Genomic DNA, 18,284 nt, shown 5'->3' on the forward strand with positions numbered 1-18,284 from the left:
TTCGCCCGAGCGGACTATATCAAAAACATGGCGACGATCGTCGTGACGATCAAGCCGATAACGACCGGCTTCAAATTGCGCCTGGCCAGCTCGAACGGATCGACGCCGCATATGGCGGCGGCCGGAATGAGCGCCCACGGCACGATCGTGCCGCCGCCGACCCAGATCGCGGCGATTTGGCCGAGCGCCGTCAGCGTGGCGATGCCGGAGCCGATCGCGGCAGCGAACAAGTGCGCGATCGAGCCGGCCAGCGAGATGCCGGAGAAGCCCGAGCCGTCGAGGCCGGTGATGGCGCCGACCGCCGTCAAGGTGACCGCGCTGACGCCGGTGTTGATCGGCACCGTATGCGCCAGAGCCAGGCCGAGGTCGTTGACGATGCCGTGCGACCCTTCCGGAAGCGCTTTGCCGAAAATGTCGGCGAACGCCGAGTCGCCCAAATAAAAAAAGGCGGCGATCGGGATGACCGGTCCGAACACTTTAAAGCCGAACAAGAAGCCTTCGATCAAATACGAGGTCGTTTTTTCCAAGCCGGTATTCCGATGCGCCGCGAAAGAAAGAGCGATCATGATGAGCATGGCGGTACCGCCGATGAGGGCGGTCGCGTCTCCGCCCTGCAGGTTCAGGCGGAACATGGCGACGATGTCGAGCGCGAACAGGAGCGGGATGGCGACCGCCGCCGTTAGCTTGACCGGGCGCGAGAGCGAAACGGCGGACGCCTGTTCCGTTTGAGCGGGAGGGGCCGCCATTTTGCCGGTATCGCCGGTCAAGGCTCCCGATTTCATATCGCGGCGCATATACCAGTAAGCGACGGCCGTCGTCACGACGCCCATGACGGCCACGAGCGGAACGCTGGCCGAGATGACGTCGGCCACCGGGATGCCGGCGGCGTCGGCGGTCAGCTTCGGCGCGCCTTGAATGACGAAGTCGCCGGACAGCGCGATGCCGTGCCCGAACAAGTTCATCGCCACGGCTACGCCGAGCGCGGGCAGTCCGGCGCGCAGCGCGACGGGCAGCAGCACGGCGCCGACGAGGGCGACGGCCGGCGACGGCCAGAAAAACCAGGAAATGACCATCATCACGATGCCGATGACCCAGAACGCGAGCGCAGGGGAACGGATCAGCCGCGCGACCGGCGAAATCATCGTCTCGTGGATTCCCGTTGCGATCAGCAGTTTGCTCAGCGCCACGATGAGCGAAATGACGAGAATGGTGCCGATCAATTCCTTGATCGCATAAATGAAGCCGGTAAAGACGCCGCCGACCGATTCGCTGACCGAATGCGTCGCTAGCAAGCCCAACGCTACGATGCCCGCGACGCAAACGACGGTCGTGTCGCGGCGCATCACCATGAAACCGATAATGAGCAGGACGAATGTCAGGTAAACCCAATGCAGCGGCAAAAGGATGACGTCCATCATGCGCACCTCCAGACAGAGGGGATACATTCGTGCTAACAGTGTATGCACGGGCTGTCGCCCGCGTGTTTGCCGCGGAAGGATGGCGTTTCATTGACTTCGGAGAAACGTAATGATAATATGTCTATTAATGAATAGACAGAAGGTGAATTCGTTTATGAACGATAAATTCGACCGGTTTTGGGACGCCGGCTTGGACGAATTGAAGCGGGGATATGCGTACGATGAGGGGACGGACTGCTACGTCTGCCTCGTTTGCGGGGAACGGTTCGAGAAAGGGGCCGTGTATCCGCTCGGTCCGAAATTTTACGAAGCCGAGAAACGGACCGCCCTTCACGTTGCGGACGAACACGGCTCCATGTTCGACTATTTGCTGCAGCTGGACAAGAAGCTGACCGGTTTGTCGGACTTGCAGAAGCAGCTGCTTCGCATGTTTTACGACGGGGTCAGCGACCGGGATATCGTGACCGCATTGAACGGGGGGAGCGCCTCGACGATCCGCAACCACCGGTTCCTGCTGCGGGAGAAGGAGAAGCAGGCGAAGCTGTTCGTCGTGCTGATGGAACTGCTGCGCGACAAGCGCGATAAAAAAGACGGAAAACCGAAATTCGCCGGCATCCGCGAATCGGACGGAGACGCGCGCGAGACGGATTCGATCGGCGAATTGGAGCGGGAACACATTTTGCGCAAATATTTCCCGGACGGTCCGGGCGGTCCATTGACCGAGTTTCCGCGCAAAGAGAAACGAAAGCTCGTCATCTTGGACCAAATCGCCGGCTTGTTCGAGCCGGGCCGCCGGTATACGGAAAAAGAAGTGAACGATGCGATCGAAGCGGTTTACCACGATTATGTGACGATTCGCCGTTACTTGGTCGACTTCGGCTTTATGGACCGCAAAGACGACGGCAGCGAATATTGGTTGAAGGAGCGGCCCGCGGGCGGACCGAAGTCCGGGCGGGAACGGGAGAGCGGCCGGGAAGCGAAGCGGAAGACGGAGGCGGTCGGCGAAGGACAAGCCGGCGTGTTCCGTCTGCTGAACAAGGCGAACGGCAAAATGCTGATCGAATCCGCGAACAATTTGCGCGGCGCCTGGAACCGGCTCCGCTTCGCCCTGCAAACCGGCTACGACGGCAATCGGGAGCTGCTGAACGATTGGAACGAATACGGCGAGGAGCAGTTCGCCTTCGACATATTGGAGACGTACGAGCCCGAGCCCGGCGCGAAGCCGAAGGAGCGGAGGGAAAGGCTGAAGGAGATGGAGCGCCGCTATCTGGATCAGCTGCGGCCGTACGGCGATCGCGGCTATAACAAGGAAACGGCGAAGGCGAAAAGCTCCGACGAATGATCGGGGCTTTTTCAGCCTGTTCGGCAGTGAAACCTTTTTGTTCCGGTTTCGTCTAATGGAATGGAGAACGCTTTCGAAGGGGGATTTATGAAACGGATTGCGCTTGGAACGGTTTTGCTCGCCATCGCTTTGGGCGTGCTGTCCGCTTGCGAGGACAAAAACGGGCAGGCGAGGACGAGCCCGCCCGCCGACCCGACGAAGCCCGACGTCGTCGTCGTGGGCTCGGAAATCGAAGGCATGTATTTGGCCCGGGCGGCAAAGGACGAAGGGCTTTCGGTCGTCGTCATCGATCCGCGGGAGCAGCCCGGCGGACAGCTGATTCAGGGCGAGATGCAATATTTGGACGAGCCGTCCGCCGACGGCGGCAAGTCGCTGCTGCAAGGACGGGTCAAGCAGCTGTTCGACGCCTACAAAAAAGGGGCGATCCGCAAAAGCGGCGAATTTCGCGACTATTTCGACAAGCTTGTCGAAGGCATCCCGATCGAATCCGGAATCGCGATCACGGACGTGGCGCTCGAGAAGCGATCCGGCTCGGACAAGCAGGCCGTCCGCTCGATTACGTACCGGACGAAGGACGGGAGCACGAAGACGGTGACCGCCCGCTATTACGTGGACAATACCGATTTCGCCGCCTTGACGAGCCGGCTCGGCTTGAAGCGGATTCCCGGCATCGAGACGGTGTTCGGCGGCACGAAGCCGAAAGATTATATGGCGGCGTCGATCATGATGAAGTTCAAGGGCGTCGACTGGAACAAATTCCAAAGCGAAATCGGGAAGCTGAGCAAAAAGGAGCGCGAGGAGAAGTTCGGCTCGGAAACGACGGTCACCGATACGTTCACGTGGGGGCTCGGCAACGTCGGAGCCCGATACAAGCCGAGCTCGCCGGACGTTTTTTTGCGCGGGCTGAACACGATCAACCAGCGCGACGGCGACGTGCTCATCAACGCGCTGCTGCTGTACGACGTCGATCCGTCCGACCCGGAAAGCGTGCGGAAGGCGATCGAGAACGGCAAGCGGGAAACCGACCGCATCTTGCCGCATCTTCGGCAGGAGCTGCCGGGCTGGGAGCGCGCCGAGCCGAACGGCTATCCGAACTATTTGTACATTCGCGACTTCGACCGGTACGAAACCGAATACGTGCTGCAGGCCAGCGATCTGATGAGCGGCGCCATGTATTGGGATAACGTCAGCATCGCCGGCTACCCGATCGATCTCCAGGGGACGAAGGAGCATACGTGGGGGGAACGGAAAGGCGTTCCGGACAAGTACGGCATGCCGCTTCGCTCCTTTATCCCGAAAGGGTACGCGAACGTATTCGTTGCCGGCAAAAACGTCGGCGCCTCGGCCGTCGCTTACGGCAGCGCGCGCATACAGCCGAATACGTCGCTGGCCGGGGAAGTGATCGGCATCATGATGGCCAGAACGGGGCCGGAGCGGCTGCTGACGGAAGTAACGGAGAAGGAAATGAAGGAGCTGCAGCAGTACGTTCAGAAGAAATACGACATTCGCGTCAGCGGAGTGAAGGCGAAAAACAAAATCGCGAACTTGTCCGACGAGCAGGTTCGCCAGTTTAACGCGGGCAAGCTCGTTTTGCCTTAATACGGGAGCCGCCGGTCGATTCGACCGGCGGCTTTTCAAAGTAAAGAATTATATTTCTTTTCGGGTTCCTATCCAGATCCTACCGTGTGGTTGAATCGAATACCGAACGAACCGGAAAACCTCCTGTTAATTCGCTCTCCTACAGAGGTCGTGTCGAAGTATATGGAAAAGCTCCAGGTAAAATGACGTAGTATCGGCGAAAAGCGCGGTTTGGACGACATTAGCGGGACGTTTTCCCGTTGTTTTGCCCGGAAACGGGAATCGACCGAAACTAGCGGGAACTTTTCCATCTCGTTCCCCGCTCCGCTGCCGTTTCGGCGTGCAAAAAGGTTCGGTTTGCGCAGAAAAGACCGCCCGTCCCGACCTTCGCTTAAGCGCCGAAGCCGGAGCGGATTTCCCGCTGCCGGCGGCGGGAAACGGCGATAGCGGCTCGAATGACCTGCGCCGGCGTCGTCGGGAGTTGGAGCGGTGGGGAGCATGGGGCGGCGGCGGTACGGGCCCAAGTTCCAAGTTTTCTAACGGACATGGCGGCCGCTAATGAGCCTCATTTCAGCTTATTTTTTTCTAACGGACACAGGCGCGGCTAATTGGCGAAAAACCCCCTTTTGGACGGCGGTTCGGAGCAAATAAGCGCAGATGGTGTCCGTTACGATTGGAAAACGGCCGATTTTCGCGAAATAAGCGCCGTGGCGTCGTTACGTTTCGGAAGCCGCTGTTTACGCTCACCCTCGTAATACGTCGATAGACGTGTTTCTTAGCAACGACTTGGCCGAACAAAAATTTGAAAAAAACGTTGATTGTTTCGGAACGATCGTATACTGTAATAGTAGCGGTTCTAGCATGGTCATACCATAATACATATGAATGAAATTGGAGAGGTGCATTCGGATGATCCAAAAAGGGAAAATCGTGCTCGATTTGCGGCCGGGCGACAACAATCCGCGCAACAGCGAAGGCGCCTTCGTCGAATTGAAGGACGGGCGGCTGCTGTTCGCGTACAGCCGTTTCGCCGGAAAGTCGGCGAACGACGACGCGAAGGCGTCCATCGCGGCCCGGTATTCGGCCGACGGCGGCGAGACGTGGTCCGGCGATTCGATCATCGCGAGACCCGAGGACCACGACGCGCTCAACATTATGAGCGTATCGCTGCTGCGCCTCGGAAACGGCGACATCGGCCTGTTTTACATCGTACGTTACGGCTGGCACGATACGCGGCTGCACCTGCGCAGGTCGTCCGACGAAGGAGCGACATGGGGCGAGCCGATCTGCTGCGTGCCGGGCCGGGGATATTACGTGACGAACAACGACCGCGTCGTCCGTTTGTCTTCGGGCCGGCTCGTCGTTCCGGCCGGTTATCACCGGATGAAGGCAAGCAGCGAAACGGAATGGGGCTCGTTCGACGGGCGGGCGATCGCGTACTTTTTTTTATCCGACGACGACGGTTATACGTGGCGGGAAGCGAGAAATTTTTGTTCGATCGGCGCGCCGAATTCGCGCAGCGACATGCAGGAGCCCGGCGTGATCGAGCTGGCGAACGGAGCGCTGTGGGGATGGGCGCGAACCGACCTCGGCTGCCAATACGAGGTGTTTTCCCACGACGGCGGCGAGACGTGGAGCCGGCCGGCTCCGTCGAAGTTCACGTCGCCGTGCTCCCCGCTGTCGATGAAGCGGGACCCGGGCACCGGCGCTTTGCTTGCCGTTTGGAACCCGATACCGGCCTACAACACCCGCCGGCTCGAGAAGCACAGCTGGGGCCGGACGCCGCTCATCGGGGCGATCAGCAAGGACGAAGGGAAGACGTGGGAGCGCCACTTCGCCGTGGAGCGGGAGGAGGACGGCAACGGCTGCTGCTACGTCGCCATCCATTTCGCCGGAGATGCCGTTCTGCTCGCGTACTGCGCGGGCGAAGCGGAGGACGGTATTTGTCTCGCCCGATTAAAAATTCGCAAAATTGCCATTTCGGAGCTGTATGCGTAATATCGCGGACAAGGTCGATTGAAGCGGCTAAACGCTACACCATCAGCTTAAGGCCGACGGCGGCGCAAAGCACCATGGCGATAAACAGCAGTCTCCGCCAGTCTTTCGATTCGCCGTAAGCGAACATGCCGAGCAGAGCGCTGCCGACCGTGCCGATACCGGTCCATACCGCGTAGGCGGTTCCCATCGAAATCGTATTCATCGCGTACGAAAGCAGCAATAAGCTGAGCGTGAAGCCGCCGAACAAAATCGCGAACGAAGCGAAGCTTTTGGACCGGTTGACCCGGTTAATGCCCGATACGCCGACGACCTCGAAGCAGCCGGCCAATACAAGCGCAAGCCAGTCCATTTAACGCACCTCCTTCGAGCCTTGTTCGCCCGTCACGACTTTCAGGCCGATGACGCCGGCGAGCAGCAGCAAAATAAGAAGCAGCTTGGCGATTTTGAACGGTTCCCCGAATACGACCATTTCGATTAAAACGGTGCCGGCCGTGCCGATCCCGGTAAATACGGCGTAAGTCGTCCCGACGGGCAGGCGTTTCGACGCCCGGATGAGCAAGTCCATGCTGATCAGGATCGCGGCGACCGTGCCCAGCCACGACCAAACGCCGTTCGCGTGCTTCAAGCCGCTGACCCAAGCGATTTCGAACAAACCGGCGACGAAAACGAGCGTCCAATTGCGATTCATGCGTCGTAACACCTCTTTTCACGATAGTATTGGCAAATCCGGTACGCATTAACAGACGCAAAAAAGCCCGGCAGATATCATCTGGCGATATCCTCCCGGGCTTTTATCCCTCCGTGTCCGCAGAAATCGGATCTGCGCGTTTTCTCTCGGACCAGACCGATCGATCGCGATCGCGGAACCCTAGAAAACAGTAGCATCGTACATGTTACGTTATGGGCGAATTAGTGTCAAGGGAACGTTTGTTCCCTTGACATGGTTGTCCGGCTGCAGGCGCGGCAAGTTAACGTTCTTTGTCACATAGGGACCCGAAAGGGTCCTTTTCATTTTGTCAATATGGTATAATGATATGACATTCCGGCGCAAGCCGCAGGCGAAAGGAGGATGAAGCCCGTGAATCCGATTCCGGATCATCTCGATTACGGTTTGGCGATATTGTTCATCGGCTTCAATCCGAGCGTCCGTTCCGGAGAAACCGGGCACCATTACGCGAATCCGCATAACCGGTTCTGGACGATCATCCACGGCGCCGGCTTGACGCCCCGCAAATACAAGCCCGAGGAAGACGGCGAGCTGCTGAAGCTCGGGTACGGCTTTACCAATATCGTCTCCCGGCCGACGAGAACGGCTGCGGAAATCACGAAGGAAGAGTATAGGGCGGGCCGGCTCCGCTTGATGGAAACGATTCAAACGTACCGGCCGAAAGTCGCCTGCTTCGTCGGTAAAGGCGTCTACGGGCAATACAGCGGGAAAACGGGGATCGATTGGGGCGAGCAGCCGCAGCCGCTCGTACGGGGCGTCGTCGAGTTCGTCGCTCCGTCGTCGAGCGGACTCGTTCGCATGAGCGTGGAGCAAATCACCGACATTTTTCGGCGGCTGACCCCTTACGTTCGGCCCAATACGGATGAAACGGAGGTGCATTCATGATCGTAGGGGTCGTATCCGATACGCATGTACCCGGAAAATCGCGGGGGCTGCCGCGGGAGCTGATCGAAGGAATTTGCCGGGCGGACGCCATCGTCCACGCCGGCGACTGGCTGACGCTGGACGTATATGAGGAGCTGTCCGCGATCGCGCCGGTTTACGGCGTTGCCGGAAACGGAGACGGCGATGAGATCGTACGCCGCTTCGGCTGGAAAACGACGGTCGAGCTGGGCGGCGTACGCATCGGCATCGTTCACGGACATACGGGGAAGGGCCGGTCGACGCCCGAACGCGCGCGTCTCGCTTTCGCGGACGAGCGGCCGGACTTGATCGTATTCGGCCATTCGCACATTCCGCTGCTGGAACGGGAAGGCCCGACCGTCTTGTTCAACCCCGGATCGCCGACGGACAAAAGGAGGCAGCCCCGCTATTCGTACGGGATCGTCACGATTCGCGGCGGCTCCTTCGAAGCCGAGCACCGTTTTTTTTCAAATCGATCCTAGAAGAGAGAGAAAGGAACGTTCATCATGCAAATCCGGCATTATTCGAAACCGAGTCCCCAAAAAAAAGAAGGCGAGGACGCGATCGTCCTGAACGAAAAAGCTCGTCTGTACGGCGTTATGGACGGGGTCACTCCGATAACCGGCTACCGTGACGAGAACGGTCATAACGGAGCCTATCTCGCCTCGAATACGCTCAGGGCGTATTTGGAACGGTCGGACGGCCGCGCAAGCCTGAAGGACGAAGTGATCGCCGCCAACCGGGAGCTGAGACAGGCGATGCTGCGAAACGGAATCGATTTGAACGTCAAGCACGAGCTGTGGGCGTCGTGCATCGCGGTCGCCCGTGTCGACGGGGACTCCGTCTCGTTCGCCCAGCTCGGCGATTGCATGGCCGTCGCCCGCTACGAAGACGGGCGTATCGTCGTGCTGACGGAAAACCGCGTCGTCGGGGTCAGCGCGAGAGCAAAGGCGAAACGGGCGCGAGACCGCGAAAACGGATTGCCGGTCGAGGACGAAAGCCATTTCGACGAGCTGTATCCGAAGCTCGTCTATAACCGGGCGCACATGGCCAATTCGCCGGAAGGGTACGGCGTCGCCAACGGGACGGACGAGGCGGCGGACCATATTCAGGCCGGCGTCGTCGAGACGAAGGGGCTTACGCATTTGCTGCTCGTCTCGGACGGCATGTTTCATCCCGACCTTCCGCTCGAGGCGACGATGGAGCAAATCGTGAACGACGGCTTCGAGCCGTACGTCGAGCGCGTCGAAGCGGCCGAGCGGGCGAAGAGGCTGAATCCCGACGACCGCTCCGCCGTCTTGTTGTCGTGGTAAGCCCGCATCGAGACGGGCGTTATCGAACCGGGAGAGGAGGCGTTACGACGTGAGTCCCGATTTCATCAAGCTGAAGCCGCTCGCCGGGGAGCTGAAGCTGTCGCACAAGAAGACGAACTTCGGCATTACCGTCTCGACGAAAGAAGTGGTGCTTCACAAGCCGCACGTTAACTACTACATGAATCTCGAAGATATTGTGAGCATTACCCCATTCGAAACGAAAGGGTTTACGCAGCTCCGTTTCGTCAGCAAGCAGAGCAGCGGACACGAGGTCGTCCAAGCCGGCGACGGGACGCCGCACTACAACGTTTTCGCGAAGCAGGTAACGATCCATAATCGAAGCGGCTTGTTCCAGCTCGGCGCGATGCGCTTCGTCATCCCGATCCGGCACGAGCTGATGAAAGCGATCGGGCAGCTCGGCCGTTGGGACGTCTCGTTCGACGCATAGCGGATCGGCGCGGCTGCTTCGGGTCAGGCGTCGAGCTCCAGCACGGCGCGCCAAATCGATTCGTCGACCGGTATGCCGTCCCGCAAGTTCCGCTCGCGGACGCGCATCGTTTCTTCGCCGGGGTAGCGTGCCTTGCCGCCGTTCTCATCGGGGGCGGCCGCATGCAGATCGTCGATCATATCGGCGATTTTGCGCCCCAGCTCGTCCCGATCCGGCAGCCTGGCCGCATCGACGGCGATGAACACCTGAGACAAATCGCGCTCGGCGCCGAGCTTGCCCATGTCCATGGACGAGTTGCCGCCGGACAGCAGCGTGACGATCGCATCGAGCATGAACGATAGGCCCGAGCCTTTCCAAAACCCGATCGGCATCGACCGTCTCGTGGCCAGGATGGCCGAGGCGTCCCGCGTCGGATTGCCGTCGGCGTCGAATCCCCCGGGAACGGGCAGCGGTTCGCCGCTCGCGGCGTGAATGCTCATTTTGCCGTACGAAAACTGCGACATCGCGACGTCCAGCACGATCGGCGATCCGTCCGTGCGGGGAACGGCGAATACGATCGGATTGTTGCCGATTTTGCTCTCTTTGGCGCCCCACGGCGGCATGTTCGGAATCGTGTTCGTCCAGCAAATGCCGACGCAGCCCGCCTCGGCCGCAAGCCAGCCATAGCTGCCCGCGCGCATCCAATGGTTCGTGTTGCGGATCGCCACGCAGCCGATCCCGTATTGGCGCGCCAGCTCGATCGCGCGGCTCATCGAGAAATGGGCGTTCAAATTGCCGGGGCCGGACCGGCCGTCCCACCGCTCGATCGCGCCCATCCGTTCCGATATAACCGGCTCGGCGTCGACCCGGACGTAGCCTTTGCGGATGTAATCGATGAAGACGGGGAATCGGTTCAAGCCGTGGGAGTAGACGCCGTCGCGGCTTGTTTCGGCGAACAGCCTCGCGCACATCTCGGCCCGGTCGGCCCGGAAGCCGTGTTTCAGCAGGACGGACCGGAATCGTTCGAACATTTGCTCGAATGGTATTCTCATGACAATTTCAGCTCCTTGTTTTTGGGCGGTAGGCGACCGTCGATCGCAGGGTGGCCGGTTGCCGCGTTTTTGCGGGCAGCCGATAGACCCAGTATACCAAATTGCCTTCTATTTCGTAGCGGAAAGGTCGGAAAAGAGGATGGAATATTCGAACCGGGTCGTCATCGTCACCGGAGCCGGCGGCGGGATCGGGAAAGCCGTATCGAGCGATTACGCCACCCGCGGCGCCCATGTCGTCGTTGCGGAACGGAACGCCGAAGCGGGAGAGCGGCAGGCGGCCGCCATTCGCGCCGCGGGCGGTTCGGCGCTGTTCGTCCGGACGGACGTCCGCAGCGAGGCCGATATCGCGGCTCTCGTCCGCGAGACGGTGAACGCGTTCGGCACGGTCCATGCGTTGATCAACAACGCCGGAGTGTCCCGCTTCAAGCCGATATACGAGCTGACGGCGGACGATTGGGACGACGTGCTCCATACGAACTTACGCGGCGCGTTTTTGTGCGCGAAGGAAGCGGCCAAGGCGATGCGGCTCAATCCGGACGGCGGCGCGATCGTCAACATCGCCTCGACGCGGGCGCTTATGTCCGAGCCGAATTCGGAAGCGTACGCCGCGTCGAAAGGCGGCCTCGTCGCGCTGACGCATGCGCTGGCCGTCTCGCTCGGGCCGGATCGCATCCGCGTCAACTGCGTCAGCCCGGGCTGGATCGAGACCGGCGACTACGAGTCGCTGCGCGCCGAGGACCATGCCCAGCACCCGGCCGGACGCGTCGGCAAGCCGGACGATATCGCCAGGGCGTGCCGGTATTTTACCGATCCGGCGAACGACTTCGTAACCGGCGCCCATCTGGTCGTCGACGGCGGCATGACGCGCAAAATGATATACGAGTGACGACGCGAAGCCGTTCGTCGAGAGACGAGACTCCGCGACGGAACGGCTTTTGGCATGCCGCCGTGCCCAGCGGCCAAAACAAGGGTTGAAAAGACCGGCCGGATCGTGGAAAATGGAAGCTATCTGCCAGTATTGGCGCAGCGAAAGGAGACCGCGAATGAACGAGATGCACTATGATCGACAGTCCCCCGACAGGGCGGAACAGACGGCGATTCCTTACGTCGAGCTGTTCATGCGGCGACCGAATTTGCTGCAAATTCCCGACGCTCCGCTGCCGGACGGCTATTCGATCCGCAGCTTCGCCGCCGGCGAAGACGCGCATTGGGCGCGAATCGAGCATGCGGCCGGCGAGTTCAAGACGGAGGACGACGCGCTGCGGCATTTCCGGAACGAATTCGGCGGCAAACCCGAGCAGATGGAAAAACGCTGCTTATTTTTGACCGACGCCGCAGGCGTACCGGTCGGAACGACGACGGCCTGGTACGGCGATTGGGACGGGCGTACGTCGGGCCGCATTCATTGGGTTGCGGTCGTGCCGGAGCATCAGGGGAAAAGATTGGCCAAGCCGCTGTTGTCCGCGGCGCTGCGCACGATGGCGCAGTTTCACGAGGACGCGTACTTGACTACGCAAACGACAAGCTACAAGGCGGTAGGCATGTACTTGAACTACGGGTTCGAGCCCGTTTACCGGAAGCCGGAATGCGATCGAGGCTGGAAGCTGATCGAGTCGCTGCTCGGCAAGTCGGTTTGAAGCGGCCGGGAGGGGATTGCGCGTGACCGAAAGGCAAAGCCGAAGCACGACCGGCAAATGGTTTGTCATGGCGAGCATCGTGCTCGCCGTTCTCGTCTCGTCGATCGATTCGACGATCATGAATACGACGGTGCCGCATATCGTCAAAGAATTGGGCGGCTTCGAGCTGTACGCCTGGAGCTTCGTCGCCTATATGATCACATCGACGGTGCTGACGCCGATCGCGGGAAGGCTGTCCGACATGTTCGGCCGGAAAAAGGTGTTCGCCGCCGGCATGCTCGTCTTTTTGCTCGGATCGCTGCTGTGCGGCTGGGCGCAAACGATGCTGCAGCTCGTGCTGTTTCGCGCCGTGCAAGGAGTCGGGGCCGGCATGATGAACCCGTTTCCGGCCATTATCGCCGGAGACCTGCTGCCGGTCGAGAAGCGCGGCACGGTGCAGGCGCTGTTTTCCGCCATGTGGGGCATTTCGGCCGTGCTTGCGCCGCTGCTCGGCGCGGTGTTCGTCGAATACGCCAGCTGGCGGTGGATTTTTTACGTCAACATTCCGGTTTGCATCGCCGCCGTGCTGCTGCTCATTCCGTACAAGGAAGCGTACTCGCCGAAGCGGGCGGCCGTCGACGTATGGGGAGCGGCCCTGTTTTCCGCCAGCGTCAGCCTGCTGCTGCTGCTTACGATCGTCGATCGCGGATTCGTGCTGTACGCGGCGGGCGGCATCGCCCTGCTGGCGGCGTTTATCGCATACGAACGCCGGCACGAGTCGCCGCTCATTCCGTTGTCGCTGTTCCGCAATCGGAACGTCGCCTGGATGATCGGCAATACGTTTCTCGCCTGCGCCTCTTTGTTCGGCACGTCCAGCTATATTCCGCTGTTCATGCAGGAGGTGAGGGGCTACGGGCTGTTCGTCAGCGGCTTGCCGCTGCTCGGCCAGGCGGTCGGCTGGATGCTCGTGTCCGTGCCGGCCGGGAAATGGGTCATCCGGTACGGCTACCGCCGGCTGCTCGTAATCGGTAACGCGCTGCTGATCGTCTGCGGCGTCGGCGCCGTTCTGCTGAATGCGGGGAGCGGCTTTTGGCACGCCTTCACGCTCATGTTCGTGCAGGGGCTGGCGTACGGCCTCATCTTTACGGTGACGACGATCGGCGCGCAGGAGCTCGTCGAGCCGCACCGAAAAGGAATTTCCACGTCGATGCAGTTTTTCGCCCGCAATATCGGCACCGCGGTCGGGACGACGCTGATGGGCGCGTTTTTGACCAAGGCGGCGGATACGATGACCGGCATTCATCAGCTGCTGCAATACGGGTTTTGGATGTCGCTGCTCGCCTTCGTCTCGTGTCTGTTCATCCGTTCGGCGCAGGCGGCCGGCCGGAGCGAGCGGACCGCCTAAGCGGACGACATGGCGTTGGCCCGGCTGAATGAGCTGCTTCAATGTGCGGTATGCGAAAGGAGCGAATCGGTTATGCGCTTAACGCCTCGCGCCAAAAGCGCCGGCTGGCTTTGGCAGTTTCTGGTATACGGGGCCGCGCTGTCGGCCTTGATCGCCCTGAACCGTTTCGTCGCGCTAGGCAAGCCGTTCGACGGCGAATTGCTGCTGCGGTTCGCCGTCTTGTCGTTCGGTCTCGCCGCCGCGGCGAACGGGCTCGGCTGGCTCGGCGGCCGTTTGGCCTACTTGTTTACGACGGCGGGCATCGTCGTCGGCGTCGTCCTGATGTTCGTCTATGCGAACAGAAATATGGACGGCTGGGAAGACCTCGCCGGCGTTTTGGCTTTCGCGGAGGCGGCGGCGTTCGGCATCGCGATCGGGTTGATCGCCGAATTGGCGCGCTGGCTATGGAAGCTCCGCCGATAAGCCGAATTCCGCCGCTGCTGTCGAAGATTAAAGGATCGATTGGGTGGAAGCCCAATCGAGAAGCCGGGCGACCTGCTTCCCGTCCGCGGACAGCGAATACCAGGCGCCGTTCATGCGGGCGACGATCCGCTGCTCGGGATGCCGCGATTTCACCGGAACATACAGCGTGAAATCGTCCGAATATCGGGCGTACACATGCGCCCAATCCGTCTTCGTCTCGGCGGGCAGCTTGCCGGTCACCGCGAGCGTCGGCAGCACGCCGTCCAGCAATTCGCGTATGATGGCGCGTCCTTCGGGCGACCATTCGGCGATCGAGCGGTCGGCCTGAAATTCCGGCGTTTTTCCCGCGACCGCGGCTACGTAGCCGGCAAGCTCCGCTTTGGCGGCATCGTCCGGCGGGGCGGATTTGCCGGCGCCCGCACGCGCTCCGCAGCCGGAGGCGAGCAGGAGGACGCCCGCCAAAATAATCCCTATCGTCCACGTTTTCATCGTATCCCCCCGATATCGTATGCGTTCGCATAGATGACGGAATTGCGGCGGCAAATGTTGCGGCCGCGGCGCTTTTCCCGTACCGGAGTGCAAAAAACGCGTACGATGTTGCACCCGCAAGTGCAAAAAACGCGATTCCGCATCCAAAGCCATCCGATTGTAAGCGCTATACAATATAAACAAGCAGTTTTGAAAGCGATTGCATCAAAAGGAGGATCTTGGACGATGGAAAACGCAGGTTACATCGAACCGCAACGAAGGGAGACGGCGGAACGTACGGAAGCGAAGCGGCGGACGGAAACGTTTCGGCCGGACCCGGATCGGCTGGCCGAGCAAAAATGGACGCGACGCAAGCTGCTCGCCGCAATTGGCGCCGCCGGAGCGGCCGCGGTCGCATACGGCGCCGCGAGCTCGTCGGCGGCCGCGGAAAAAGGAGGCCGCGACGTCGCGGACGCCGTATACGGGAGCTGCGGCAACCCGAACATGCCGGCCGGCGATTTCGTCAAAACGACGATCGCGGAGCTGCGCTCGAATACGGCGCCTTGTCCGGACGCGATCTATTTCGTCGTCGATCCCGGCCGGGAGGGCCATTTTTACTACGATCCCGCCGATACGGCGTCGGCCGACAACGCCGGTCTCGTGCTCGTCTCGACGTCCGGCGCGCGGTTCAAACGCATCGTCGAAAACGACCGGTACAGCGTCAAATGGTTCGGGGCAAAAGGCGACGGCGTCACGGACGACATGGACGTCATCCAGTCGGCGATCGATGTCGTGTACGCGCTCGGCGGAGGGACGGTATTTTTTCCGAAAGGCACGTATATCGTCTCGCCTTCCATGCAAACGCGCCGCATCGTCCCGAAAAGCAACGTTCATCTGCTCGGCGAAGGTCCGAATTCCGTCATCAGAGTAAAAGACGACGCGGGCGACTACTGGACGATCATCGGCAATTTCCAGACGTGGCCGAAAGTAAGCAACGTTTCGATCCGCGGCCTGCGCTTCGACCAAAATCCGAGCGGCAATACGACGTGCAACATCGACCACCGTCGGACGGACTTTTACTGGACGCAATTTTGCATCAGCCTGTTCGATTACGAAAACATCGTCGTATCCGATTGCACGTTCGATCCGATCTGCGGCTGGAACACCGTCGTACTGAACAACGCCCAGTCGAAAAACGCCGTCGTCCGCGACTGTTCGTTCCGCTTCGTCCATGCGCGAGGGTTTGACGGCTACGACAATTCGGCCGTGTACATGAACGGGAAGTCGCACACCGTCACGAATTGCCGGTTTTATGCCGCTCCCGGGGAGAAAGCGATCGGCGCGATCGAGACGCATGCGGGCCAAAGCGTCGTGTCGAACAACGTGACGGACGGGTACGTAACCGGCGTACATATTCAGGCGAGCGAGACGAGCGGCGAACACGCCGATATGACGATTGCGGGCAACACGTTCACGAACGCCGTACATGCGATCCAGTTTTGGCCGTTCAAGGAGCATTCGCTGAAAAACGTTACGGTGTCCGGCAACACGATCAGCTTGGCGAACGCCCAAAAGCAGCGCGACATGATGGTCGGCATCGGCGCGTTTCCCGGCTACTTGCCCACGGACCATACGGGTATGTTCGAAAACATTACGATTACAGGCAACACGATCACGTGCGAGGAGGAATTCGGAAAGCGGGCGAATCTGCTGGAAGGATTTTGCTACGGCATCGGCTTCGTCCGGGAGACGGACGTCAAAAACGTCGTCATCAGCAACAACATCATTAAAAACGCGCCGATCGCCGCGATCCATATCGGCAATACGAAAAAAGTCGGAACGATGTCCGATTTGCGCATTACCGGCAACGTCATCGTCAACGCGGGCCATTATCCGGCCGCGAACGAAGCGTACAAGGCGGCGATTTTGCTCCGGTCGAACGTCGTCCGGGCGAAGATCGCCGGCAATACGATCAGCGAAACGTACGACACGTCGCGCGGGCTGTATTCGATCAGGCTCAACGCGGCCGACGGAACGTACACGGACGTCGAGGTGACGGACAACCTCATTTCGTCGAAGCAGGGCGGACTTTGGCTCGATTTGCACGCTTCGATTCGGACGGACGAGGCCGACAAGCATTTGAAGTTTACGGACAAATATATCGACGACCCGCTGCTCGGATCGGGGACGACGTACCAGGCAGGGACGGTCGTGCTCGTCGTCGGCGCTTCGTTCTCGCCGGGAACCTCGCCCGCGGGGTACCGCATATTGACCGGCGGCACGTTCGGAACGTTAACGGGCGTAACGGCGACCGGCACGGCCGGTACGTACAAGGTCGCGGTGAGCGATTCGTCGGGCCTGAAAGTCGGCCAATGGATCCGCATCGACGCCGGCGCGCAAATTCGCCGTATCGTCCGGATCGCCGGCAACGAGCTGCGCGTCAACGCGCCGCTGTCCGCAGCCGTTTCCAGCCCGAGCCCCGTCGCCTATACCGCGCCGACGTACGAAACGTTCGGCCGGATCGGCCGGCTGCCCGCGCTCGCCGATACGTCGGGCCTGGCGGTCGGGCAGCTGGAAGCCGAGCTGAACAAGCTTAAACAGGCGCTGCGCGATTACGGGCTGCTGAATGCGTAAGCGGCGGCCCGAATTTGATGCTCCGGGATCCTAAGTGCGATTGCCGAAATGTTGACTCTTCAAGGAGGGATTGGAGAGGGGAAGGGCGAATAAGAAACGATCCGGGGTTGAATCCGTGCGAACGATGTGCGTTACGGGAAGGCGTCGATTTTGAAAGCGTTAGCAAGCTTCGTTCGACCGTTCCCGACGTTGCGCCGATCGACGGCACGTCCGCCCAACCTTATTTGCAGACGAGAAAGCAGGTGTCGGATGAAAAAGGTTTCGTTTCTCGGCGAATTTTTGTCGAATACCGCTCAAGTAGGCAGCGTCATCCCGAGCTCGAGCTTTTTGGCGCGCAAAATGCTGCCGCCCACGATTCCGTGGCGCGACATCGGGCACATTGCCGAGCTCGGGCCGGGTACCGGCGTCTTTACCCGGCATATCGAGGAGCGGCGTTGCGAGACGAGCCGGTTCGTGCTGTTCGAAAAAAACGATGCGTTTCGCGACAATTTGAGGCTTCGATATCCGCATCTGCCGATACTGGACGACGCGCTTCGTTTGAACGAAGTCGTCCAAGAAACGGGGCGGCCGTTCGATCTGATCGTATCGGGGCTGCCGTTCGCCAACTTTTCCGACGACTTGCAGCAGATGCTGTTCCGCACGATTCGCGATGCGCTCGCCCCCGACGGCACGTTCGTGGCGTTTCAGTACACGCTGCTGCTGAAAAAAAAGTTTCAGGCGTATTTTCCGACGTTCGAAACCGAGTATACATGGATGAACGTCCCGCCGGCCTGGGTATTCAAATGCAAAAAGTCGGTATGACGGCCGCCGTCCCTGCCGCCGCCTCCGTCCCGGCGCCGCGTCAATGCGCCAAAAAGCGAAGAAGCTCCCGAAACGATTCGTTTCCGGAGCTTTTTTGTTGGCGGTACCGGAATGGACAAAAGTACAAACGGACTGAACGA

At 60.3% G+C, this 18,284-nt stretch carries 18 protein-coding genes and 1 riboswitch; of the genes, 13 read left to right on the top strand and 5 right to left on the bottom strand.

The features are described from left to right. Nucleotides 1–14: 14 nt before the first annotated feature. A complete protein-coding gene (locus tag PV407_RS17385) occupies nt 15–1,415 on the bottom strand; it encodes a hypothetical protein (protein WP_332091317.1) in 1,401 nt (466 codons plus the stop codon). 157 nt (nt 1,416–1,572) lie between these two features. Here PV407_RS17385 and PV407_RS17390 point away from each other — a divergent pair, with 157 nt between their 5' ends. The 3 genes from PV407_RS17390 to PV407_RS17400 all read left to right on the top strand — a co-directional run bounded on the left by PV407_RS17390 (nt 1,573) and on the right by PV407_RS17400 (nt 6,336). Beyond that, nucleotides 1,573–2,760, top strand: coding sequence for a DUF2087 domain-containing protein (locus PV407_RS17390; protein WP_332091187.1), 1,188 nt, complete (start codon nt 1,573–1,575; stop codon nt 2,758–2,760). A gap of 87 nt (nt 2,761–2,847) precedes the next feature. Next, on the top strand, nt 2,848–4,359 hold the full coding sequence (locus PV407_RS17395; RefSeq protein WP_332091188.1) for an FAD-dependent oxidoreductase: 1,512 nt from the start codon (nt 2,848–2,850) through the stop codon (nt 4,357–4,359). Between the two features lie 888 nt (nt 4,360–5,247). Next, entirely contained in the window at nt 5,248–6,336 is a 1,089-nt protein-coding gene (locus PV407_RS17400; protein WP_332091189.1) for a sialidase family protein, read from the top strand. A gap of 34 nt (nt 6,337–6,370) precedes the next feature. Here PV407_RS17400 and PV407_RS17405 read toward each other — a convergent pair whose 3' ends face one another. Further along, entirely contained in the window at nt 6,371–6,685 is a 315-nt protein-coding gene (locus tag PV407_RS17405; protein WP_332091190.1) for a DMT family transporter, read from the bottom strand. Beyond that, nucleotides 6,686–7,024, bottom strand: a complete 339-nt coding sequence (locus PV407_RS17410) for a DMT family transporter (RefSeq protein WP_332091191.1) — start codon at nt 7,022–7,024, stop codon at nt 6,686–6,688. Nucleotides 7,025–7,114: 90 nt separating this feature from the next. Next, nucleotides 7,115–7,219: riboswitch (guanidine-I (ykkC/yxkD leader) on the bottom strand. A gap of 195 nt (nt 7,220–7,414) precedes the next feature. Here PV407_RS17410 and PV407_RS17415 point away from each other — a divergent pair. Genes PV407_RS17415 through PV407_RS17430 form a run of 4 tightly spaced genes read left to right on the top strand, consistent with a single transcriptional unit; the run spans nt 7,415 to nt 9,727 of the window. Beyond that, the gene (locus PV407_RS17415) at nt 7,415–7,948 is read left to right on the top strand and encodes a mismatch-specific DNA-glycosylase (RefSeq protein ID WP_442951674.1); all 534 of its coding nucleotides are present in this window, start codon (nt 7,415–7,417) and stop codon (nt 7,946–7,948) included. Continuing rightward, nucleotides 7,945–8,448, top strand: a complete 504-nt coding sequence (locus PV407_RS17420) for a metallophosphoesterase family protein (RefSeq protein WP_332091193.1) — start codon at nt 7,945–7,947, stop codon at nt 8,446–8,448. Before PV407_RS17415 ends, PV407_RS17420 begins: the two co-directional genes overlap by 4 nt. 24 nt (nt 8,449–8,472) lie before the next feature. Then, nucleotides 8,473–9,279, top strand: coding sequence for a PP2C family serine/threonine-protein phosphatase (locus tag PV407_RS17425; protein ID WP_332091194.1), 807 nt, complete (start codon nt 8,473–8,475; stop codon nt 9,277–9,279). Between the two features lie 49 nt (nt 9,280–9,328). Continuing rightward, a complete protein-coding gene (locus PV407_RS17430; protein WP_332091195.1) occupies nt 9,329–9,727 on the top strand; it encodes a hypothetical protein in 399 nt (132 codons plus the stop codon). A 23-nt stretch (nt 9,728–9,750) separates the two neighbouring features. Here PV407_RS17430 and yiaK read toward each other — a convergent pair whose 3' ends face one another. Further along, nucleotides 9,751–10,758, bottom strand: a complete 1,008-nt coding sequence (gene yiaK, locus PV407_RS17435; protein WP_332091196.1) for a 3-dehydro-L-gulonate 2-dehydrogenase — start codon at nt 10,756–10,758, stop codon at nt 9,751–9,753. A gap of 139 nt (nt 10,759–10,897) precedes the next feature. On the opposite strand from yiaK, the gene PV407_RS17440 reads away from it, so the two are divergent. The 4 genes from PV407_RS17440 (at nt 10,898) to PV407_RS17455 (ending at nt 14,241) form a co-directional block, all read left to right on the top strand. Then, on the top strand, nt 10,898–11,644 hold the full coding sequence (locus PV407_RS17440) for an SDR family NAD(P)-dependent oxidoreductase (RefSeq protein WP_332091197.1): 747 nt from the start codon (nt 10,898–10,900) through the stop codon (nt 11,642–11,644). 157 nt (nt 11,645–11,801) lie between these two features. Further along, nucleotides 11,802–12,395 (top strand): GNAT family N-acetyltransferase, encoded by a 594-nt coding sequence (locus PV407_RS17445; RefSeq protein WP_332091198.1) that lies wholly within the window; start codon nt 11,802–11,804, stop codon nt 12,393–12,395. Nucleotides 12,396–12,462: 67 nt separating this feature from the next. Further along, complete coding sequence (locus PV407_RS17450) at nt 12,463–13,779, top strand: MFS transporter (RefSeq protein WP_332091318.1); 1,317 nt, start codon at nt 12,463–12,465, stop codon at nt 13,777–13,779. A gap of 72 nt (nt 13,780–13,851) precedes the next feature. Next, the gene (locus PV407_RS17455; protein ID WP_332091199.1) at nt 13,852–14,241 is read left to right on the top strand and encodes a hypothetical protein; all 390 of its coding nucleotides are present in this window, start codon (nt 13,852–13,854) and stop codon (nt 14,239–14,241) included. Nucleotides 14,242–14,268: 27 nt separating this feature from the next. On the opposite strand, the gene PV407_RS17460 is transcribed toward PV407_RS17455, so the two are convergent. After that, nucleotides 14,269–14,730: a hypothetical protein gene (locus PV407_RS17460; RefSeq protein ID WP_332091200.1), complete on the bottom strand. Its 462-nt coding sequence runs from the start codon at nt 14,728–14,730 to the stop codon at nt 14,269–14,271. Between the two features lie 225 nt (nt 14,731–14,955). Between PV407_RS17460 and PV407_RS17465 the strand changes: the two genes are divergently transcribed. Continuing rightward, on the top strand, nt 14,956–17,343 hold the full coding sequence (locus PV407_RS17465; RefSeq protein ID WP_332091201.1) for a glycosyl hydrolase family 28-related protein: 2,388 nt from the start codon (nt 14,956–14,958) through the stop codon (nt 17,341–17,343). 249 nt (nt 17,344–17,592) lie between these two features. After that, entirely contained in the window at nt 17,593–18,144 is a 552-nt protein-coding gene (locus PV407_RS17470; RefSeq protein WP_332091202.1) for a class I SAM-dependent methyltransferase, read from the top strand. The last annotated feature ends 140 nt before the right edge of the window (nt 18,145–18,284 follow it).

This window comes from Paenibacillus sp. GYB003, assembly GCF_036577625.1.
In the GTDB taxonomy this organism is placed as follows: Bacteria; Bacillota; Bacilli; order Paenibacillales; family NBRC-103111; genus Paenibacillus_AB.